18 protein-coding genes are annotated in these 20,239 nt (G+C 68.2%); 15 read left to right on the top strand and 3 right to left on the bottom strand.

All coding sequences use genetic code 11. The features are described 5' to 3' along the window. Window positions 1–3: 3 nt before the first annotated feature. The gene (locus WS54_RS12795; protein ID WP_059780200.1) at window positions 4–1,161 is read right to left on the bottom strand and encodes an ABC transporter ATP-binding protein; all 1,158 of its coding nucleotides are present in this window, start codon (window positions 1,159–1,161) and stop codon (window positions 4–6) included. A gap of 189 nt (window positions 1,162–1,350) precedes the next feature. Between WS54_RS12795 and WS54_RS12790 the strand changes: the two genes are divergently transcribed. The 5 genes from WS54_RS12790 to WS54_RS12770 all read left to right on the top strand — a co-directional run bounded on the left by WS54_RS12790 (window position 1,351) and on the right by WS54_RS12770 (window position 6,896). Next, a complete protein-coding gene (locus tag WS54_RS12790; protein WP_059780199.1) occupies window positions 1,351–2,406 on the top strand; it encodes a LacI family DNA-binding transcriptional regulator in 1,056 nt (351 codons plus the stop codon). Window positions 2,407–2,667: 261 nt separating this feature from the next. Continuing rightward, entirely contained in the window at window positions 2,668–3,375 is a 708-nt protein-coding gene (locus tag WS54_RS12785) for a TetR/AcrR family transcriptional regulator (RefSeq protein WP_059780198.1), read from the top strand. A 387-nt stretch (window positions 3,376–3,762) separates the two neighbouring features. Then, window positions 3,763–5,175, top strand: coding sequence for a glycoside hydrolase family 1 protein (locus tag WS54_RS12780; protein ID WP_059780197.1), 1,413 nt, complete (start codon window positions 3,763–3,765; stop codon window positions 5,173–5,175). Between the two features lie 201 nt (window positions 5,176–5,376). After that, window positions 5,377–6,438 (top strand): porin, encoded by a 1,062-nt coding sequence (locus tag WS54_RS12775; protein WP_059780196.1) that lies wholly within the window; start codon window positions 5,377–5,379, stop codon window positions 6,436–6,438. Between the two features lie 59 nt (window positions 6,439–6,497). Further along, a complete protein-coding gene (locus WS54_RS12770) occupies window positions 6,498–6,896 on the top strand; it encodes a BON domain-containing protein (RefSeq protein ID WP_059780195.1) in 399 nt (132 codons plus the stop codon). A gap of 54 nt (window positions 6,897–6,950) precedes the next feature. Here the strand turns inward: WS54_RS12770 and WS54_RS12765 are convergent, their stop codons facing one another. Further along, window positions 6,951–7,592, bottom strand: coding sequence for a GntR family transcriptional regulator (locus WS54_RS12765; protein ID WP_059780194.1), 642 nt, complete (start codon window positions 7,590–7,592; stop codon window positions 6,951–6,953). 130 nt (window positions 7,593–7,722) lie between these two features. Here WS54_RS12765 and WS54_RS12760 point away from each other — a divergent pair, with 130 nt between their 5' ends. Continuing rightward, complete coding sequence (locus WS54_RS12760) at window positions 7,723–8,199, top strand: OsmC family protein (RefSeq protein ID WP_059780193.1); 477 nt, start codon at window positions 7,723–7,725, stop codon at window positions 8,197–8,199. Window positions 8,200–8,217: 18 nt separating this feature from the next. On the opposite strand, the gene WS54_RS12755 is transcribed toward WS54_RS12760, so the two are convergent. After that, a complete protein-coding gene (locus tag WS54_RS12755) occupies window positions 8,218–9,168 on the bottom strand; it encodes a LysR family transcriptional regulator (protein WP_059780192.1) in 951 nt (316 codons plus the stop codon). 114 nt (window positions 9,169–9,282) lie between these two features. On the opposite strand from WS54_RS12755, the gene WS54_RS12750 reads away from it, so the two are divergent. The 9 genes from WS54_RS12750 (at window position 9,283) to WS54_RS12710 (ending at window position 20,042) form a co-directional block, all read left to right on the top strand. Next, window positions 9,283–11,034, top strand: coding sequence for an IlvD/Edd family dehydratase (locus WS54_RS12750; protein WP_034205852.1), 1,752 nt, complete (start codon window positions 9,283–9,285; stop codon window positions 11,032–11,034). Between the two features lie 327 nt (window positions 11,035–11,361). Continuing rightward, entirely contained in the window at window positions 11,362–12,720 is a 1,359-nt protein-coding gene (locus WS54_RS12745; protein WP_059780191.1) for an MFS transporter, read from the top strand. Window positions 12,721–12,769: 49 nt separating this feature from the next. Continuing rightward, on the top strand, window positions 12,770–13,699 hold the full coding sequence (locus WS54_RS12740; protein WP_059780190.1) for a dihydrodipicolinate synthase family protein: 930 nt from the start codon (window positions 12,770–12,772) through the stop codon (window positions 13,697–13,699). Between the two features lie 25 nt (window positions 13,700–13,724). After that, window positions 13,725–14,654 carry a Gfo/Idh/MocA family protein gene (locus WS54_RS12735; protein ID WP_034206296.1) on the top strand — a complete coding sequence of 310 codons (930 nt, stop codon included), beginning with the start codon at window positions 13,725–13,727 and terminating at the stop codon, window positions 14,652–14,654. A gap of 77 nt (window positions 14,655–14,731) precedes the next feature. After that, window positions 14,732–15,745, top strand: a complete 1,014-nt coding sequence (locus WS54_RS12730; protein ID WP_034205855.1) for an arabinose ABC transporter substrate-binding protein — start codon at window positions 14,732–14,734, stop codon at window positions 15,743–15,745. 21 nt (window positions 15,746–15,766) lie between these two features. Then, window positions 15,767–17,314 (top strand): L-arabinose ABC transporter ATP-binding protein AraG, encoded by a 1,548-nt coding sequence (gene araG, locus WS54_RS12725; RefSeq protein ID WP_059780189.1) that lies wholly within the window; start codon window positions 15,767–15,769, stop codon window positions 17,312–17,314. A 30-nt stretch (window positions 17,315–17,344) separates the two neighbouring features. After that, on the top strand, window positions 17,345–18,373 hold the full coding sequence (araH, locus tag WS54_RS12720) for an L-arabinose ABC transporter permease AraH (RefSeq protein ID WP_059499571.1): 1,029 nt from the start codon (window positions 17,345–17,347) through the stop codon (window positions 18,371–18,373). Between the two features lie 51 nt (window positions 18,374–18,424). After that, the gene (locus WS54_RS12715; RefSeq protein ID WP_059780188.1) at window positions 18,425–19,327 is read left to right on the top strand and encodes an SMP-30/gluconolactonase/LRE family protein; all 903 of its coding nucleotides are present in this window, start codon (window positions 18,425–18,427) and stop codon (window positions 19,325–19,327) included. Window positions 19,328–19,505: 178 nt separating this feature from the next. After that, a complete protein-coding gene (locus WS54_RS12710) occupies window positions 19,506–20,042 on the top strand; it encodes a MarR family winged helix-turn-helix transcriptional regulator (RefSeq protein WP_059780187.1) in 537 nt (178 codons plus the stop codon). The last annotated feature ends 197 nt before the right edge of the window (window positions 20,043–20,239 follow it).

The raw sequence follows: 20,239 nt of genomic DNA, 5'->3' as shown, positions 1-20,239 counted from the left end.
TCCTTATGCGTAGTGGTGAACGTGGACGTCGGCGCACGCGGGCACCGCGCGGCCGTCTTCGGTGAACAGATGGCAGGCCGCGGCCGACGCGTGCACGGGCACGCGTTCGCCGGTGCGCACCTGCGCGTCGCCCGGCACCTTCGCGATCAGCGGCGTCGCACCGGGCTGGCCGCACGGATCGAGGTGCACGTAGGTCTGCTCGCCCAGGCGTTCGACGAGCGCGACGTCGCGCGCGAGCGTCGTCGCATCGGGCGCGGCGCCGAGCGTCAGGTGTTCGGGGCGGATGCCGAGCGTCACGGCGGCGCCGGCGCCGAGCGCCGAGCCGTCGCGCGGCAGCACGAAGATTTCGCCGGACGGCACGAGCGAGACGGTCGTGCGATGCGCGTCGCACGCGGTCACGACGGCCGGCAGGAAGTTCATGCGCGGCGAGCCGATGAAACCCGCGACGAAGCGGCTGGCCGGGTGGTGGTAGAGGTCGAGCGGCGCGCCGACCTGCGCGATGCTGCCGTGCCGCGCGGTATCCGCGCCGGCGTGCAGCAGCACGATCTTGTCGGCGAGCGTCATCGCCTCGGTCTGGTCGTGCGTCACGTAGACGACGCTCGCGCGTTCGAACTGCCGGTGCAGCCGCGCGATCTCGATGCGGGTCTGGCCGCGCAGCGCTGCGTCGAGATTCGACAGCGGTTCGTCGAACAGGAACACGCCGGGCTCGCGCACGATCGCGCGGCCGATCGCGACGCGCTGTCGCTGGCCGCCCGACAGCGCCTTCGGCTTGCGTTCGAGCAGCGTGTCGAGCTGCAGGATCCGCGCGGCGTCGCGCACCTTCCGGTCGATCTCGGCCTTCGGCACGCGCGCGAGCTTCAGCCCGAACGCCATGTTCTCGTACACCGTCATGTGCGGAAACAGCGCGTAGCTCTGGAACACCATCGCGACGCCGCGCTCGGCGGCCGGCACGTCGTCGACGCGGCGGCCGTCGATCGACAGCTCGCCCGCGCTCAGATCCTCCAGCCCGGCGATCATGCGCAGCAGCGTCGATTTCCCGCATCCGGACGGCCCGAGAAACACGCAGAACTCGTGCGCGCCGATCTCCAGATCGACGTCGAGAATGACCGGCGCATGCTCGCCATAGGCTTTCTGCACGCGTCGCATCGAGATGCTCGCCATTGTCTCCGCTCCATGTTTTAATGCGCCTTACTGCATGATTAAGCGCTTAATCATCGCGATCAAAAAAAGAGGCGACGTGATCGCGGCCGAGTCGCGCCCGTCGGTCGGGCGGCAAGGTGTGCGGCGATAGTGCGCCGCTTCGGTGAGCGAAGCAAATATTGGATCGACGTCTCATATAGTGGGCAAACGATGGCAACTCTGGATGAAGTGGCGCGCCGCGCCGGCGTGACGGCCGCGACGGTGTCGAACGTGCTGCGCGACCGCGGCCGGGTCGGCGACGCGACGCGGGCGCGGGTGCTCGAAGCGGTCGACGCGCTCGGGTATCGGCCGCACCTTGCCGCGCGGGCGCTGGCGGAAGGGCGTGCGCCGACGGTCGCGCTGATGGTATCGAGCATCGCGAACCCGTTCTATCCGGAATTCGCGCTGGCGGTCGAGCGTGCGGTGCGCCGCAACGGGCAGTTCCTGATCGTCTGCAATACGAACGAAGATCCGTTGCAGGGGCGTGCGTATCTCGACCAGATCGCCGGCACGATCTCCGAAGGCATTCTCGTGACCAACGCGAACCTGCATCTGCCGGATCTGCTCGACGTCGCGCGGCGCGGCGTGCCGGTCGTGCTGTGCCTGTGGGAGCGGCCCGAAGCGCCGCCCGAAGGGCTGCCGTGCGTGGCGATCGATTTCCGCGAGGCGGGACGGATCGCGACGCGGCATCTGCTCGAACTCGGTCACGAGAAAATCGGCGTGATCGTCGGCGGCGCGGCGAGCGGCGTGCAGGCGGCGCGCTATGACGGCTTCGTCGACGTGATGCGCGACGCGGGGCTCGACGCGTCGATCGTCGCGACCGGACACGATTCGATCGAAGGCGGCCTGCGCGCGGCGGGCAGGCTGCTCGATGCGCACCCGCGGTTGACCGCGCTGGTCGCGACCAACGACCTGCCGGCGATCGGCGCGCTGCACGCGGCGGCCGATCGCGGCCTGCGCGTGCCGGAGGATCTGTCGATCGTCGGCATCACCGACATCCATCTCGCCCGCGACACGCGGCCCACGCTGACGACCGTCGCGATTCCGACCGCCGAAGCGGCCGGCATCGCGGTCGAATTGCTCAATACGTTGCGCGAGGCGGGCGGGCAGGGCGACGACGCGTCGCGCGTGCGGGTCGCATCGCTGCCGACGCTGGTGGTGCGCGGCACGACCGGGCCGGCCGGCGGCCGCGCACCGCACCGTGCCGCGCGGTCGCCGCGGACCTGAAGCGCGAGCCGGCCGAATATTGGCCATGCGCCAGTCATGTGCCGATGCGAGGTTCGTTGATAGAATTTGCCTCCGTAGACCGCCGCCGATCGCGATCGATTCCGTCGACGGCTGCGCCACGCTCCGATGCGCCGTCGTCCGCGGTGCGTGCCGCGCGTTTGGCGCAGCGAGCGCGGCGACGGTCATCGATCGCCATCGTCGAACGCCGGCCGCGCCCGGCGGCCGACTCACGCCCGTTCCGGCACCCGACCCAACACGTGAATGAAGAAAACCGTCAAGACAGGCGCGGCAACGACTTCCGGCCCCGCGCGCACACGCCGGCCGACGCAGGCGGAGCGCAGCCAGGCGACTCGTGAATGCGTAATTGCCGCCGCGATATCGCTGCTTCACAAGGAAGGCTATTCGGGCGCGACGACGCTTGCGATCCGGCGCGAAGCCGACGTCAGCATGGGCGCGATGCAGCATCAGTTCCCGACCAAGGCGGAGCTGATGGCGGCGGTGCTTGAGCGACTCACCGGCGAGCGCCTGGCGAAACTCGAGCACGCGTTGCGCGGCGCCGAGACCCCCCTCGAGCGCATCGATGGCTTGCTCGACGCCGCCGGTGCGCTGATCGGCTCGCCTTTGTTCGCCGCGAGCATGGAGATCCAGCTCGCACGTCGCGCCGACGAGGAACTCGACGAAGCGGCGACCCGCATCCTCGCACCGTTCGAAGCGCGGTTTCGTACGATGATGGATGAAGTCACCGCCGGCCTCGACGCGGCGATCGTGCACAAGATCAATCAGTTTCAATTGCTCGCCGGGGCAACGATTCGCGGCCTGACCGTCGATGTCGTCCGCGGAGCCGAACTCGCCACGGCGCGAGCCGCGTTCCGGTTTTGGTGCGAAATGGTACTTCGGCAACTGGCGGACGACATGGCGCAGGCGGTGCCGGCCGCGGCGAAGGCCGCCAAGCGCCGCGTGTCGCGCTGACGCGCGTATCGGGCGGGCTCGCGCGAACGCCGACCGCATCGCGTGACGCATTCGCCCGACGCTGGCCGGCGGCTGCCCGGATTGCGGAAGCGGCGCAGGGGCCGGCATTCGTATTTCGAGACATCGTTCGGTTCGCTTCGTTGACAAGCAATATGCGCTACTTGTATGTTGCGAAGCATTCGTACCGAAGGCGGCGGCCGTGCCGATGGCACACCGCCTCGGCGTGAGCCGGGCGGCATGCTGTCGATACGGTAGGTTCGCAGCGGCGATACCGCCGGCACCGCCCGGTTTCCATCGCGGAACGCACGTCATTTACAAGCAGGATGAACTGCTTTTTTAAACCGGGGTTCACCCGACGCGATTCGGGCGCCCCATTCGGAGACATGAATGACGATCGACACTTCCCTCCCGCAATCCCCGGGGCGCCGTGCCATCCTGCAGGCCGGTGCGGCGGCGGCCGGCTTGGCCTGCATGCCGGCGTTTGCCCGCGACAACGACGCGCGCTTCGCCGACGATTTCGTCTGGGGCGTTGCGGCATCCGCCGCACAAACCGAAAGTCGCGACGGGCGCGGGCGAAGCAATTGGGACGTGTTCGCGGATCGTGCCGGGAATGTCGCCGACGGCTCGACGAACGCGCGCTGCACGGAATTCGAGCGGCGCTACCCGGCCGACCTCGAATGGATGGCCGCCGCCGGGATTCGCGCGTTGCGGTTCTCGATCGCATGGCCGCGCGTGCAGCCGCAAGGGCCCGGCGCGGCGAGCGATGCGGGCCTCTCGACTTACGAACGGATGATCGACGCGATGCTGGCGCGGGGCATCGAGCCCGTTCCCACGCTGTTTCACTGGGATACGCCGGTCTGGGCCGGCGATTTCCGCAGCCGCGACATAGCGTTCCGGCTTGCCGACTACGCGGATCGCGTGACGCGCCGGCTCGGCGACCGCGTGCGCCGCTGGATCGTGCTGAACGAGCCCAACAGCGTGGCGTTTAGCGGCTACGGCCTGGGTGTGCATGCACCCGGTTTGCGTTCGCCGGAAGCCGCGTTCGCCGCGGTTCATCACCAGAATCTGGCCCAGGGCCTCGCGTTCCAGGCGCTGCGGGCGAACCTGCGCGACGCGCGGATCGGCACGACGATCAACCTGCAGCCGGTGCGTGCCGCAGGGAGCCGCGATGAAGATCGCAAGGCGGCGCAGCTCGTCGACATGCTCTGGAATCGTGCGTTTCTCGATCCGTTGTACGGGAAAGGTTATCCCGACGCGCTCGAGCGGTCGTTGTCCGCATTCGTCAGGCCCGACGACATGAACGTCGTCGCGGCGAAGCCCGATTTCCTCGGCATGAACTACTACTCGCGCATTTACGTTCGCGCCAACCCGGCTGCACCGTTCGGCGTCGAACAGAGCGAGCCGCCGGCCGACCTGCCGCGCACGGCGGCTTTCTGGGTCGAACCGGACGGCATGACCGAGATGCTCGTTCGAGTACATCGCGACTACGGCGCGCCGGACATCTACATCACCGAAACCGGGTTCGCACTGAACGATCCGCCGCCGCGCGACGGCGCGGTCGACGACGGCCCGCGCAGCGATTACCTGGCGCGCTATCTGCGCGCGGCGCACGACGCGTATCGCCAGGGCGTGCGGCTGAAGGGCCTGTTCTACTGGGCCGCCACCGACAACTGGGAATGGGGGAAGGGGTTCACGAAGAAGTTCGGCCTCGTGCATGTCGATCTCGACACGCAGGTTCGTACGCCCAAACGCAGCCTCGCGTACTACGCGCGCTGCATCGCGCAGAACGCGGTGGCGTGACGCGGCACGGCCCGTTGCGCCGCAACGAAGCATCTTGCGGGAGCCGTTGGCCGCGCGGACGCCGCCGGCGCGCATGACGTTCGGCCCGCGCGGACCGCCGCGAGGCGATCCCGTGAGCCGGACGAAGCTGTTGCATCGACCAGGAACATACCTCGGCGATGTCTTGATAATAAGTAAAACGAAATATATGGATGGAGACAAATGAAACGAATCATCATGGTTGCGGTGTTGGCATGCGTTGCAGCAGACGCCGTCGCGCAATCGAGTGTGACATTGTTCGGCTATGTCGGCGGCGGCGTGCGCTGGACCGACGGCGTGAAAGGCGGAAGCCAGGTCGGTTTCGACAACAACGCGATATCGGGCAACATTTTCGGTCTCAAGGGTGCCGAGGATCTCGGCGGCGGCCTGCAGGCGATCTTCTTGTTGCAGAGCGGATTCCTGACGGGCACCGGGGCGTCGGCGAAATCGCCGGGACTCCTGTTTTCACAGGTGTCCTATGTCGGTCTGAGCGGCACGTTCGGCCGCGTCACGCTCGGGCGACAGTTGAACGCGGCCGAGGACATCGGTATCGCGTTCGACCCGAATTACGCGCAAGGGGTGACGTTCGCGACGAATCCGGGCGCCGTGTGGGCCGGCAACTTCTTCACGCTCGATTCGCGCTTCAACAACACGATCAAGTACGTCGGTACGTTTGGCGGCGCGACCGTGCGCGGCAGCTACTCGCCTGGAGGAACCGCCGGCAACCAGCGCGCGGGTTCGAACGTCGCGGTCGGCGCGAGCTACCGGTTTCAGACGCTGTCGCTCGGCGTCGCGTACCAGACGACGTGGGATCCGCAGGCATCGCAGTGGGCGCGCACGGTCATGGGCGGCGCGAGCTGGCAGATCGGCCCGGCCCGCGCATACCTGAGCTACAGCGATCTCGCGGTCAGCGCCGCGAACGCCGGTGCGCCGCAACGGCGCGACCGGGTGCCGGCGATCGGGATCGTCTATCAGATCACGCCGTTCCTGCAATTTTCCGGGGCGACCTATTACGACTTCGGGCAGAACCTGAAGAACGTCGCCGGTGCGGATGGGCGCAAGCTCACGTCGTACGCGATGCTGCAGTACTTCCTGTCGAAGCGGACGAGCCTGTATGCGGAGTTCGATCGAAACGGCTTCTCGGGCGCCTACAAGAAGGATCCGACCAACATCGGCGGGTTGTCGCTGCGACCGGACGGACGCACGGTGACCGGCGTGTCGGTCGGCATGATCACGCAGTTCTGATGCCACGGCTCCAGCGGCCGGTGTGTCGTTCGCTCTCCCTCATTTTGCGGAATTCACAGATGATCAATTCGAACTCCAGATCAGTTGCGGCGCTCGTCGCGTTGCTCGTCGCGACCGCGATGCCGGCATTTGCACAGCCGCCAGCATCGCCCGCCGTGCCGGCGGCCGCCGTGACGAGCGATGCCGGCGTTTCCGGTACTGCCGGCTCGAGCCGCGATGCTGCGCGCGCGCGGCGCAAGGCGAACCGGCAACTCGTCAAGCGCGTGGCCGCGGTGCTCGCGCGCACGCGCGGGCTCGATTCGAGCCGTATCCTGATTCGCGCGGCCGACGGCACGGTGACGCTGTCGGGCACCGTGCCGGACAACATGCAGATTCCGCTGGCGGTCAATGCGGCGCAGCAGGTTGCCGGTGTGACGGTGCTCCGCAATCAGCTTCGTATCGGGATGCGCATGGAGTAGCGTCGTCCGGCATGCCGGCCGGTGCGCGTGAAGCACGCCCTTCGCGCGCCGGCCCTACTCGCCTTCGACGAGCCGCAACACGATGCGTCGGGCCGACTCGAGATGCGCGACGGTCATCGCGCGGGCGCTGCGTGCATTGCGTTCGCGGCATGCTTGCAGGATCTCGTCGTGCTCGACCTGAAACGATGGCGTGTCCGCCAGCAGCGTGGCCTGCAGGCGCTCGTAGCGTTCCACCTGGCTGCGCAGCTCGGCGATCGACTTCAACTGCCGCACGTTGCCGCAGCACGAATACAGCAACGCGTGGAATTCGCGGTTCAGCTCGCCTTGCCGGCGCGGCACGGTTGCGTCGCCGAGCAGGCGATGCACGAGTTCGGCACGGGCGAGCGTTTCGTCGTCGAGCCGTTTCACGCTGCGGTAGATCGCATCGCCTTCGAGCAGCACGCGCAAGTCGTAGATTTCCTGCACGTCCGACGCGCTGAGCATGCGCACGACGGCGCCGCGATTCCTGAAGATGTCGAGCAGGCCTTCGCGTTCCAGCCGCTGGATCGCCTCGCGCATCGGAATCCGACTGATGCCGAACCGTTCGGCCAGATCGCGCTCGACGAGCCGCTCGCCGGCCGCCAACTCGCCGTTGACGATCATGTCGCGCAGCGACGCGGCAACCGCGTCCGCCGTGGAGTCGAGTCTGGTTTCCATGCCTGCGTGTTTCGTTGACTTGGAATAATGGTATACCAAACGACGATCCGGTGCCACAATAGCGACCACCGGCGGGCCTCACGCAACGGCGTCCGGGCCGGTCGAGACACCGACTTCAATGGAGAGCGAGATGGCATCGAGCGAACACACGTATCGCGTCGCGGTGGAGTGGACGGGCAATCGGGGCACCGGCACGTCGGGGTATCGCGAGTACGGCCGCGATCACGTGATCCGGGCCGGTTCCAAGCCCGATATCCCCGGTTCGTCGGATCCGGCGTTCCGTGGCGACGCGACGCGCTGGAACCCCGAAGACCTGTTGCTCGCGTCGGCGTCGGCATGCCACAAGCTCTGGTATCTGCACCTGTGTTCCGAGGCCGGCATCCGCGTGCTGGCCTATGTCGACCACGCGGAAGGCACGATGCTCGACGGCGCCGAAGCGGGGCGCTTCACCGAAATCGTGCTGCGTCCGCAGGTGACGATCCGGGCGGGCGACGATCGCGAACGGGCGACGCATCTGCATCACGACGCGCATGCGCAGTGCTATATCGCGAATTCGGTGAACTTTCCGATTCGCTGCGAACCGGTGATCGCGTGTGCAGCGGAATAAGAAACCGCGGCGCCCGCGTCACAGCGCGACGTCGTACACCTCCCGCGCCGCCGTCCGAATCGCATCAACCATCACCGTCACCGCCGGCGAATGCAGCCGGTCGGTGCGCGTGATGATCCCGAAATCGTCCATCCGGCAGTCCATCTCGAGCGGCAGCACCGTGACGATGCCGTGCCGCGCGTAGTAGCGCGCGACGTCCTCGGCGAGCACCGCGATCATGTCGCTCTGCTCGATCAATTGCGTGATGAACAGCAGCGCGGCCGTTTCGACGACGTTCGCCGGCGGCGCGAGGCTCGCGCGCTGGAACACGAGATCGAAGCGGTGGCGCAGCACGCTGCCGGCCGGCGGCACGACCCAGGCGGCGCGCTGCACGTCCGCGAGCGACAGCGGCGCGTGCGCGAGCAGCGGATGGCCCGGGCGCACCACGGCCGCCACCGACTCGCCGGTCAGCGGCTCGTAGCGCAGGCGCAGCTTGTCGTGTTCGGCCGATAGCCGGCCGAGCACGATGTCGATCTTTTCCTGTGCGAGGTGTTCGAGCAGCACGTTGCTGGTGTCGATCTCGACCGACACGTGCAGGCCGGCATGCGTGCCTTTCACGGCGGCGACGGCCGGCGGCACGAGGCGCAGGCCCGGCGACGTGATCGCACCGACCGCCACGTGGCCGAGATGGCCGGCCTTCAGCGCGGCCAGCTCCTCGTGCGCCTGGTCGAGGCTGCCGAGCGCCGCGCGCGCGTGGCGGATCAGCGCGTCGCCGTACAGCGTCGGCCGCATCCCGCGCGGCAGGCGCTCGAACAGTACCGCGCCGATCGATTCCTCGAGTTCGCGCAGCAGCTTCGACGCAGCCGGCTGCGTCATGTTCAGCGCCGCCGCCGCGCGGTGAATGCTGCCTTCGTCGGCGAGCGCGACGAGCAGCAGCAACTGGCGCGTCTTCAGGCGGGCGCGGTTTCCCCATGGGCTGGCTTCGGGCATCGTACGGGTTTATATCGATATCGGAATGGATATCGTAATCGCCTAAATCGTCATTAGCCAGTTATCAAAATTCTGCCTAGACTGCGCCGGTATCCCGTCACCACAGGACTGACGATGTCGGCAACAAAACCCAGGCTGCGCTCCGCTCAATGGTTCGGCACGAACGACAAGAACGGCTTCATGTACCGGAGCTGGATGAAGAACCAGGGCATTCCCGATCACGAATTCGACGGCCGGCCGATCATCGGCATCTGCAACACATGGTCGGAACTGACGCCGTGCAACGCGCATTTTCGCAAGCTCGCCGAGCACGTGAAGCGCGGGATCTCCGAGGCGGGCGGCTTCCCGGTCGAGTTCCCGGTGTTCTCGAACGGCGAATCGAACCTGCGGCCGTCGGCGATGCTCACGCGCAACCTCGCGTCGATGGACGTCGAGGAAGCGATCCGCGGCAACCCGATCGACGCGGTCGTGCTGCTCGCCGGCTGCGACAAGACGACGCCCGCGCTGCTGATGGGTGCGGCCAGTTGCGACGTGCCGGCGATCGTCGTGTCGGGCGGCCCGATGCTGAACGGCAAGCTCGAAGGCAAGAACATCGGTTCGGGCACGGCCGTGTGGCAGTTGCACGAAGCGCTGAAGGCCGGCGAGATCGACGTGCATCACTTCCTGTCGGCCGAAGCCGGCATGTCGCGCTCGGCCGGCACCTGCAACACGATGGGCACCGCCTCGACGATGGCGTGCATGGCCGAGGCGCTCGGCGTCGCGCTGCCGCACAACGCGGCGATTCCGGCCGTCGATTCGCGCCGCTACGTGCTCGCGCACATGTCGGGCATCCGGATCGTCGAGATGGCGCTCGAAGGGCTCGTGCTGTCGAAGATCCTGACGCGCGCGGCGTTCGAGAACGCGATCCGCGCGAACGCGGCGATCGGCGGCTCGACGAATGCGGTGATTCACCTGAAGGCGATCGCCGGCCGCATCGGCGTGCCGCTCGAACTGGAAGACTGGATGCGCATCGGCCGCGACACGCCGACGATCGTCGACCTGATGCCGTCGGGGCGCTTCCTGATGGAGGAGTTCTATTACGCGGGCGGGCTGCCGGCCGTGCTGCGCCGGCTCGGCGAAGGCGGGCTGCTGCCGCATCCGGATGCGCTGACGGTCAACGGCAAGTCGCTGTGGGACAACGTGCGCGAAGCGCCGAACTACGACGAAGAGGTGATCCGCCCGCTCGACCGGCCGCTGATCGCGGACGGCGGGATCTGCATCCTGCGCGGCAATCTCGCGCCGCGCGGCGCGGTGCTGAAACCGTCGGCGGCGAGCCCCGAACTGCTCAAGCATCGCGGCCGCGCGGTGGTGTTCGAGAACCTCGACCACTACAAGGCGACGATCAACGACGAAGCGCTCGACGTCGACGCCAGCTCGGTGATGGTGCTGAAGAACTGCGGGCCGCGCGGTTATCCGGGCATGGCCGAGGTCGGCAACATGGGGCTGCCGCCGAAGTTGCTGCGCCAGGGCGTGAAGGACATGGTGCGGATTTCCGACGCGCGGATGAGCGGCACCGCGTACGGCACGGTCGTGCTGCACGTCGCGCCGGAAGCCGCGGCCGGCGGGCCGCTCGCGGCCGTGCGCAACGGCGACTGGATCGAGCTCGACTGCGAGGCCGGCACGCTGCATCTCGACATTACGGACGAAGAGCTGCAGCGCCGCCTGTCGGACGTCGATCCGACCGCGGCGCCGGGTGTGGCAGGCCAGCTCGGCAAGGGCGGTTATGCACGGCTGTACATCGATCACGTGCTGCAGGCCGACGAGGGGTGCGACCTCGACTTCCTGGTCGGCACGCGCGGCGCGGACGTGCCGAGCCATTCGCATTGAGCGGCGGGAACAAGCATTCCGGGAACGGACCGAGGCGGGGCACGAGGGAAACACGGTGACGCGCCGGATGCGGCCGAGCGCGAAGGAAGCGCTGCGTAAGCGTTCACGCACCAACGACGGCCGACCGTGAAGCATGGGGTATGAGTGCAGAAGCGCCAACGGGGATCAGCCGCGAAGCATGCGGTATGCGCAAGCACCCGAGCGCAAATGCATACCGGCCGCGAAGAATGGGACGCACGTAAGCGCGAAAGCACTAACGTGCGTCGACCGCGAAGCATGGGATCCACGTAAGCGCTGAAGCGCTAACGTGGGCCGACAGGAGACAAGATGACGACGCAGTACACGAGCGCGCAGGACGCGGCGGAACAGTCCGATTCGACGGCAGCCGTCGACGAACGGCACCTGACCCGCCTGCTCACGCGCAAGCTGGTGCCGTTCCTCGCGCTGATCTACGTGGTCGCCTACGTCGACCGTACCGTCGTCGGCTTCGCGAAGCTCCACATGAACGCGGCGATCGGCCTCGGCGACGCCGCGTACGGGCTCGGCGCGGGACTGTTCTTCATCGGCTACTTCCTGTGCGAGGTGCCGAGCAACCTCGCACTCGGCCGCTTCGGCGCACGCGTATGGTTCGCGCGCATCCTCGCGACCTGGGGCGCGATCACGATGGCGATGGCGCTCGTGCAGGGGCCGACCAGTTTCTACGTGCTGCGCTTCCTGCTCGGCGCGGCCGAAGCCGGCCTCTATCCCGGCATCCTGTACTTCCTCACGCAATGGTTCCCGATGCGCGATCGCGCGCGGGTGATCGGCCTGCTCGTGCTCGCGCAACCGCTCGCCGGCATCGTGACCGGGCCGCTCGCCGGCTGGCTGCTGTCGACGCACGGGTGGCTCGGCCTGTCGGACTGGCAGACGCTGTTCGTCGTCAGCGGCCTGCCGGCCGTGCTGCTCGCGTGGCCGACGCTGCGGCTGTTGCCCGAGTCGCCCGCGCATGCGCGCTGGCTGAACGACGGCCAACGCCGCTGGATCGCCCGGCAACTCGCCGCCGACCGCGACACCTATCGCCCCGATTCGCACGGCAATCCGCTCGCCGCGTTGCGCGACCGCCGCGTGCTGCTGCTCGCCGCGCTGTTCCTGCCGTTCCCGCTGTGCATCTACGGATTGTCGCTGTGGCTGCCGACGATCATTCACGCGTTCGGCACCGGCGATGCTGCGACCGGCCTGCTGTCCGCCGTGCCGTACCTGTTCGCGGTGGTCGGCCTGCTCGTCGTGCCGCGCCATTCGGACCGCAAGCGCGAGCGCTACTGGCACATCGTCGTCGTGTCGGCCGCCGCCGCCGTGACGATGGCCGCGAGCGCATGGGTACGGCAGCCCGCGCTGCAATTCCTGTTCATCTGCCTCACCGCGTTTTCGCTCTATTCGATCCAGGCCGTCGTATGGGCGCTGCCCGGCGAATTCCTGACCGGCACGAGCGCCGCGGTCGGCATCGCCGCGATCAATTCGCTCGCGAATCTCGGCGGTTACCTGGGGCCGTACGGGATCGGACTGATCAAGGCATCGACCGGCAGCCTCGCGGCCGGCCTGTACTTCCTCGCGGCGACGCTGCTGTTCGCGGTGCTGATGACGTTCGTGGTCCGCGCCGCGCTGCGCGTGCCCGAACCGGCCGCCGGCGCGTTCGCCGGCGAATCCTGAACGCCTTGTTTTCCGGCTGAACGCCGATTCGACTGATGCAGGACCAACCATGACATCGAGCAGCACGCCGCGCTATCGCGGCATTTTCCCCGTCGTCCCGACGACCTTTTCCGAGACCGGCGAGCTCGACCTCGCGAGCCAGAAGCGCGCGGTCGATTTCATGATCGACGCCGGCTCGGACGGGCTGTGCATTCTCGCGAACTTCTCCGAGCAATTCGCGGTTACCGACGACGAGCGCGACGTGCTCACGCGCACGATCCTCGAGCACGTCGCAGGCCGCGTGCCGGTGATCGTCACGACGTCGCACTACAGCACGCAGGTGTGTGCGGCGCGCAGCCTGCGCGCGCAGCAGCTCGGCGCGGCGATGGTGATGGCGATGCCGCCGTATCACGGCGCGACGTTCCGCGTGCCGGAAGCGCAGATCTTCGATTTCTTCGCGCGCGTATCGGATGCGATCGACATCCCGATCATGATCCAGGACGCGCCCGCGAGCGGCACCGCGCTGTCCGCGCCGTTCCTCGCGCGGATGGCGCGCGAGATCGAGCAGGTCGCGTACTTCAAGATCGAGACGCCGGGCGCCGCGAACAAGCTGCGCGAGCTGATCCGGCTCGGCGGCGACGCGATCGAGGGGCCGTGGGACGGCGAGGAGGCGATCACGCTGCTCGCCGATCTTCATGCGGGCGCGACCGGCGCGATGACGGGCGGCGGCTTTCCGGACGGCATCCGGCCGATCCTCGAAGCGTTCCGCGAAGGGCGGCACGACGATGCGTTCGCGCATTATCAGACGTGGCTGCCGCTGATCAACCACGAGAACCGCCAGTCCGGGATCCTGACCGCGAAGGCGCTGATGCGCGAAGGCGGCGTGATCGCGTGCGAGCGGCCGCGGCATCCGATGCCGGAACTGCACCCGGACACGCGCGCGGAATTGCTCGCGATCGCGCGCCGGCTCGATCCGCTCGTGCTGCGCTGGGCGCACTGAGCGAGTGGCGAAGGAGGAAAGCACGATGAGCGATGTGATTTCGTTGGGCGTCGTCGGGATCGGCAAGATCGCGCGCGACCAGCATTTGCCGGCGATCGCCGCCGAACCGGGCTTCGCGTTGACTGCCTGTGCGAGCCGTCACGCGGAAGTCAACGGCGTGCGCAATTATCCGGATCTGACCGCGCTGCTGGCCGCCGAGCGCGAGCTCGACGCGGTCTCGCTGTGCGCGCCGCCGCAAGTGCGCTACGCGCAGGCGCGCGCCGCGCTCGAAGCCGGCAAGCACGTGATGCTCGAGAAGCCGCCGGGCGCGACGCTGGGCGAAGTGGCCGCGCTGGACGCGCTCGCGCGCGAACGCGGCCTCACGCTGTTCGCGACCTGGCATTCGCGCTGCGCGAGCGCGGTCGAACCGGCGCGCGCATGGCTCGCGACGCGCACGATCCGCGCGGTGCAGGTGCGCTGGAAGGAAGACGTGCGCCGCTGGCATCCGGGGCAGCAGTGGATCTGGGAGCCGGGCGGCCTCGGCGTGTTCGATCCGGGCATCAACGCGCTGTCGATCGTCACGCGGATCCTGCCGCGCGAACTCGTGCTGCGCGAAGCGACGCTCTACGTGCCGAGCGACGCGCAGATGCCGATCGCGGCCGAGCTCGATTGCGCGGATACGAACGGCGTGCCGGTGCACGCGGAATTCGACTGGCGCCACGGCCCCGTCGAACAGTGGGAGATCGCGGTCGACACGTCGGACGGCGTGCTCGCGATCAGCCGCGGCGGCGCGCAGTTGTCGATCGACGGCGCGCCGGTCGAGATCGGGCCGGAGCGCGAGTATCCGGCGCTGTATGCGCATTTCCGCACGCTGATCGCGCGCGGCGAAAGCGACGTCGACGTACGGCCGTTGCGGCTCGTCGCCGACGCGTTCCTGTTCGGGCGGCGCGTCGGGACCGACGCGTTCGGCCGCTGACACTGTGCCGGCGCGCGCCAACGCGAGCGATGAGCACGACGGATGTTGAAGACCCAAGCCATTACAAGGAGACACGCATGAACCGCACGAACCAAACGATTCGCCGACATACCCTGCGCGCGCTGCTCGCCGCGCTCTGCATCGCACCGCTCGGCATGCAGGGCGCCGCGCGCGCCGATGCGCCGCTGAAGATCGGCTTCCTCGTGAAGATGCCCGAGCAGGCATGGTTCATCAACGAACAGAACGCCGCTGCCGCGCTCGGCCAGAAGGAGAACTTCTCGGTCGTGAAGATCGGCACGCCGGACGGCGAGAAGGTGCTGGCCGCGATCGACAACCTCGGCTCGCAGGGCGCGCAGGGCTTCGTGATCTGCGCGCCGGACGTGCGCCTCGGGCCGGCGATCGCGTCGCGCGCGAAGCGCTACAACATGAAGTTCGTGACGGTCGACGACCAGCTCGTCGACTCGACCGGCAAGCCGCTGCCGAACGTGCCGCACCTCGGGATGTCGGCGACCAAGATCGGCAACCAGGTCGGCCAGGCGATCGCCGACGAGATGAAACGCCGCGGCTGGAAGCCGGAGGAAGTCGGCGCGCTGCGCGTCACCAACTACGAGCTGCCGACGGCGAAGCTGCGCACCGACGGCGCGACGCAGGCGCTGCTCGCGAACGGCTTCCGCAAGGAGAACATCTTCGATGCGCCGCAGAAGACGACCGACGACGAAGGCGGCTTCAGCGCGGCGGCGCCGGTGCTCGCCCGCCATCCGAACGTGAAGAAGTGGGTGATCTACGCGCTCAACGAGGAAACCGTGCTCGGCGCGGTGCGCGCGACCGAACAGCTGCACATCCCGGCGGCCGACGTGATCGGCGTCGGCATCAACGGCGCGGGCGAGGCGTTCGCGGAATTCCAGAAGAAGGAGCCGACCGGCTTCTACGGGACGATCGCGGTCAGCTCGACGAACCACGGCAAGGACAGCACGCAGAACCTCGTCGACTGGATCCGTAACGGCAAGGTGCCGCCCGCCGACACGCAGACGAGCGGCAAGCTGATGACGCGCGCGAACTGGCAGGCCGTGCGCGCCGAACTCGGCATCTGAGCGGGGCGAGGCGAGAACGCGATGACGATGCAGACGATGACGGCCGCGTCCGGCCACGACGCCGAAGCGGCCACGCCGCCGGACGGCCCGCTGCTCGCGCTCGACGGCATCACCGTGACGTTTCCGGGCGTGCGTGCGCTCGACGCGGTGTCGCTGTCGGTGCGTGCGGGCGAAGTGCACGGGCTGATGGGCGAAAACGGCGCCGGGAAATCGACGCTGCTGAAGGTGCTGTCCGGCGTGAACCAGCCGCAGGCCGGCACGCTGACGCTGAACGGCACGGTGCAGCGCTTCGCGTCGACGCGCGCGGCGCTCGAGGCCGGCATCGCGATCATCTACCAGGAGCTGCATCTGGTGCCCGAGCTGACGGTCGCGGAAAACCTGATGCTCGGGCAATTGCCGAGCCGGCTCGGCGTGGTCGACGAGCGTGCGCTCGCCGCGCGCGCGCTCGATGCGCTGGAGCGGCTCGGCGAGCACATCGATCCGGGCATCCCGGTGAAGTATCTGTCGATCGGCCAGCGCCAGATGATCGAGATCGGCAAGGCGCTGATGCGCGACGCGCGCGTGATCGCGTTCGACGAACCGACGAGTTCGCTGTCCGCGCGCGAAACCACGCAACTGTTCCGGATCATCCGCGCGCTGCGCGCGGAAGGCCGCGCGATCATCTACGTCACGCACCGGATGGAGGAAGTCTACGAACTGTGCGACCGCGTGACGGTGTTTCGCGACGGTCGCCGCATCGACACGTTCGAATCCGTCGCCGATCTCGACCGCGACCGGCTGATCGGCTGCATGGTCGGCCGTTCGATCGAGGACGTGTACGGCTATCGGCCGCGCCCGGCCGGCGACGTGCTGATCGAAGCGAAGGGGCTGACGGGGCCGGGGTTGGCCGAGCCCGTGTCGTTCGCCGCGCGGCGCGGCGAGATCGTCGGCTTCTTCGGGCTCGTCGGCGCGGGCCGTTCGGAGCTGATGAAGCTGCTGTACGGCGCGGTGCGGCCGAGCGCCGGGTACGTCGAGCTGAACGGCAAGCGGGTGGCGTTCGGCAGCCCGCGCGACGCGGTGCGCGCCGGCATCGCGCTGTGCCCGGAAGACCGCAAGCAGGAAGGCATCGTCGCGATCGCGTCGGTGGCCGACAACCTGAACATCAGCGCGCGGCGTCATTTCAGCCCGGCGCGCGTGCTGCTCGACGGGCGGCGCGAACGCGAGCTCGCGCAACAATACATCGAGCGGCTCGCGATCAAGACCCGCGACGGCGAAACGCCGATCGGCGCGCTGTCGGGCGGCAATCAGCAGAAGGTCGTGCTCGCGCGCTGGCTGGCCGAGCGCATCGACGTGTTCCTGATGGACGAGCCGACGCGCGGCATCGACGTCGGTGCGCGCGCGGAAATCTACAACCTGTTCTACGAACTCGCGGAAGCGGGCCGCACGGTGATCCTCGTGTCGAGCGATCTGGCCGAGGTGATCGGCGTGTCGGACCGCATCGTCGTGATGAAGGAAGGGCGGATCGCGGGCGAGGTCGCGAAGGCGCACGCGACGCCCGACGCGCTGATCAAGCTCGCGCTGCCGCGCTAGCGGCGAGCAGTCAACCGGAAAGCAACTGATATGAGCCAGGCAATGCAACCTCAACGTACCTCCCCGTCCCCGGATGCGGCCGCCGCCGCCGCCACGCCCGCACGCCCGCGCGGCGGCGTGTGGCAGCTGATCAACCGCTCCGGCATCGTGATGGTGTTTCTCGTGCTGTTCGCGACGCTGTCGCTGACGGTGCCGGACTTCCTCACGCCGCGCAACATCCAGGGCCTGCTGCTGTCGGTCACGCTGATCGGCTCGATCGCGGTGACGATGATGTTCGTGCTCGCGCTCGGCGAGGTCGACCTGTCGGTCGCGTCGATCGTCGCGTTCGCGGGCGTCGTCGCGTCGACGCTGATCACCGCGACGCACAGCGTCGTGCTCGGCATCGCGGCCGGCGTGCTCGCGGGCGGCGCGGTCGGGCTCGTGAACGGCGTGCTGATCGCGCGCTACCGGATCAACTCGCTGATCGTCACGCTCGCGATGATGGAAGTCGTGCGCGGGCTCGCGTTCATCACGTCGAACGGCGACGCGGTGATGATCTCCGAGGAGCGCTTCTTCGATCTCGGCGGCGGGTCGTTCCTCGGCATCTCGTACCCGATCTGGAGCAACATCGTCGGCTTCGTCGTGTTCGGCTTCCTGCTGCGCAAGACGGTGTTCGGCAAGAACGTGCTGGCCGTCGGCGGCAACGGCGAGGCCGCGCTGCTCGCGGGGCTGCCGGTGATGCGCATCAAGATCGCCGTGTTCGTGCTGCAGGGGCTCGTGACGGGCTTTGCCGGCGTGATGCTCGCGTCGCGGATGAGCCTCGGCGATCCGAAGACGTCGGTCGGCCTCGAGCTCGGCGTGATCTCCGCGTGCGTGCTCGGCGGCGTGTCGCTGACGGGCGGCGTCGCGACGATCTCGGGCGTGCTGGTGGGCGTGCTGATCATGGGCTCCGTGCAGGACGCGATGAGCCTGCTGAACGTGCCGACCTTTTACCAATATCTGATACGCGGCGGAATTCTGTTGCTCGCGGTGCTGTTCGACCAGTATCGTCGCAACCAGCGGCGCGCGATGAAGATCTGACTTCGACCCACGCGCGGCCGCTTGTACTTACGACCAATATCGGGAGACGGCATGCAACAGACTCAACCGGGCACGGCGGCGGCGCTGCTGGTCGACAGCCGCAACACGCTCGGCGAAGGCGCGACGTGGTGCGACAGGACGCACGCGCTGTACTGGGTGGACATCGAGGGCGCGCAGCTGTGGCGCTGCCGCGCGGACGGTTCGGACCTCACGCAATGGCCGATGCCCGAACGGCTCGCGTGCTTCGCGCTGACCGACGACCCGGACGTGCTGCTCGTCGGGCTCGCGACCCATCTCGCGTTCTTCGACCTGCGCCGTGGCGCATTCACGCGGATCGTCGACGTCGAGCCCGATCTGCCCACGCGGCTGAACGACGGGCGCTGCGATCCGTTCGGCGCATTCGTGTTCGGGATGAAGGACGAGGGCGCCGAGCCGCCGCGCGCGATCGGCGGGTTCTACCGGCTCAATCCCGATCTCACGCTCGAACGGCTCGCGTTGCCGCCGGCCGCGATCGCGAACAGCATCGGGTTCTCGCCGGACGGCACGAAGCTGTATTTCTGCGATTCGCTGGTGCGCGAGATTCTCGTGTGCGATTACCGTGCCGGTGGCGACGTCGCGAACGTGCGGCCGTTCGCGCGGCTGACGGATGCGGACGGCGATCCGGACGGCTCGATCGTCGATCGCGACGGTGGGCTGTGGAACGCGCAGTGGGGCGGCCGAAGGGTGGTGCGTTATGGGCTGTACGGGACCGAGACGGACCGCGTCGAGGTGCCGACCGCGCAGCCGAGTTGCGTCGCGATCGATGGTGAAGGCCGGTTGTACGTGACGAGTGCGCGTGTCGGGCTGAGCGACGACGCGCTGGCCGGCGACGCGCACGCGGGCGGCGTGTTCGTCACGCAGACGCGGCATGCGGGGCTGCCGACCGCGCGGTTCGCGGGCACGCCGCACGGTTGATCGCGTCGTCGCATACGGGTTCCCGTCCATGGGATCCTGCCGACGCGGCGGACTTCGCGGTCAGGCCCGCGATCCGCCGCACATGCACGAGCGCACGGCGGCCGACCGTCATCTCCGAACATCCGTCCCTCTCCCCGCCTGCTGGTAAGATGGCCCGCAATTCCATCCCGCCAGCGCCATGAGTTCCGCACCGACCAAGCCCGCGAATCCGAAAAACGCTGCCACGCGCGCCACGGCAGACGCCGTGAAGAACGCCGTGAAGAACGCCCGCGCGACGGGCGACAAGCCGAAAGCGCGCGTGCAACAACGCCTGACCTACGTGATCGGCGGCCTCGACCGGCTGCTGCGCCGTCACATGACCGATGCGCTCGCGCCGCTCGGCATCACGCTCGCGCAATACACGGCGCTGTCGGTGCTCGAGGCGCGCGGCGCATCGTCGAACGCGCAGTTGGCCGAGCGCTCGTGGATCACGCCGCAATCGGCGAACGAGGTGATGAGCGTGATGGCCGCGCGCGGTTTCGTCACGCGCGAAGCCGACCCGTCGCACGGCCGCATCATCCTGCTGACGCTGACTGATGCAGGCGCGGCGATGCTGCGCGAATGCGAAGCCGTGCTGCGCCCGCTCGAGGCGCGCATGCTCGGCGACATCTCGGCCGATGACGCCGCGCACGTGCAGCGCGCGCTCGAACTGTTCTCGCGCAACCTGCGCGGCTGACCGCTTCCTCGATTGCCGCGACGCGGGCCCGCCGGGCCCGCTCGCTTCGTACGCGCCCGCGGCGCTCGCCCGACCGCTCCCCGATTTCCCCGACGCTTTCCCCGCTTTCCGCTCCGGGTTTACACCGGCGCTCGTGCCGCTTGCAATATCAGGTAGCCTGATATTAAATGAAGTCGTCCGCAGCAGGGATGCTGCGC

Source organism: Burkholderia sp. NRF60-BP8 (assembly GCF_001522585.2).
Lineage (GTDB): Bacteria > Pseudomonadota > Gammaproteobacteria > Burkholderiales > Burkholderiaceae > Burkholderia.
This window is presented reverse-complemented; position numbering and strand designations above follow the sequence as displayed.

Coding starts and splice junctions, on each gene's coding strand:
- WS54_RS12795 (WP_059780200.1), bottom strand. CDS start 1,161: ATGGCGAGCATCTCGATGCGACGCGTGCAGAAAGCCTATGGCGAGCAT.
- WS54_RS12790 (WP_059780199.1), top strand. CDS start 1,351: ATGGCAACTCTGGATGAAGTGGCGCGCCGCGCCGGCGTGACGGCCGCG.
- WS54_RS12785 (WP_059780198.1), top strand. CDS start 2,668: ATGAAGAAAACCGTCAAGACAGGCGCGGCAACGACTTCCGGCCCCGCG.
- WS54_RS12780 (WP_059780197.1), top strand. CDS start 3,763: ATGACGATCGACACTTCCCTCCCGCAATCCCCGGGGCGCCGTGCCATC.
- WS54_RS12775 (WP_059780196.1), top strand. CDS start 5,377: ATGAAACGAATCATCATGGTTGCGGTGTTGGCATGCGTTGCAGCAGAC.
- WS54_RS12770 (WP_059780195.1), top strand. CDS start 6,498: ATGATCAATTCGAACTCCAGATCAGTTGCGGCGCTCGTCGCGTTGCTC.
- WS54_RS12765 (WP_059780194.1), bottom strand. CDS start 7,592: ATGGAAACCAGACTCGACTCCACGGCGGACGCGGTTGCCGCGTCGCTG.
- WS54_RS12760 (WP_059780193.1), top strand. CDS start 7,723: ATGGCATCGAGCGAACACACGTATCGCGTCGCGGTGGAGTGGACGGGC.
- WS54_RS12755 (WP_059780192.1), bottom strand. CDS start 9,168: ATGCCCGAAGCCAGCCCATGGGGAAACCGCGCCCGCCTGAAGACGCGC.
- WS54_RS12750 (WP_034205852.1), top strand. CDS start 9,283: ATGTCGGCAACAAAACCCAGGCTGCGCTCCGCTCAATGGTTCGGCACG.
- WS54_RS12745 (WP_059780191.1), top strand. CDS start 11,362: ATGACGACGCAGTACACGAGCGCGCAGGACGCGGCGGAACAGTCCGAT.
- WS54_RS12740 (WP_059780190.1), top strand. CDS start 12,770: ATGACATCGAGCAGCACGCCGCGCTATCGCGGCATTTTCCCCGTCGTC.
- WS54_RS12735 (WP_034206296.1), top strand. CDS start 13,725: ATGAGCGATGTGATTTCGTTGGGCGTCGTCGGGATCGGCAAGATCGCG.
- WS54_RS12730 (WP_034205855.1), top strand. CDS start 14,732: ATGAACCGCACGAACCAAACGATTCGCCGACATACCCTGCGCGCGCTG.
- araG (WP_059780189.1), top strand. CDS start 15,767: ATGACGATGCAGACGATGACGGCCGCGTCCGGCCACGACGCCGAAGCG.
- araH (WP_059499571.1), top strand. CDS start 17,345: ATGAGCCAGGCAATGCAACCTCAACGTACCTCCCCGTCCCCGGATGCG.
- WS54_RS12715 (WP_059780188.1), top strand. CDS start 18,425: ATGCAACAGACTCAACCGGGCACGGCGGCGGCGCTGCTGGTCGACAGC.
- WS54_RS12710 (WP_059780187.1), top strand. CDS start 19,506: ATGAGTTCCGCACCGACCAAGCCCGCGAATCCGAAAAACGCTGCCACG.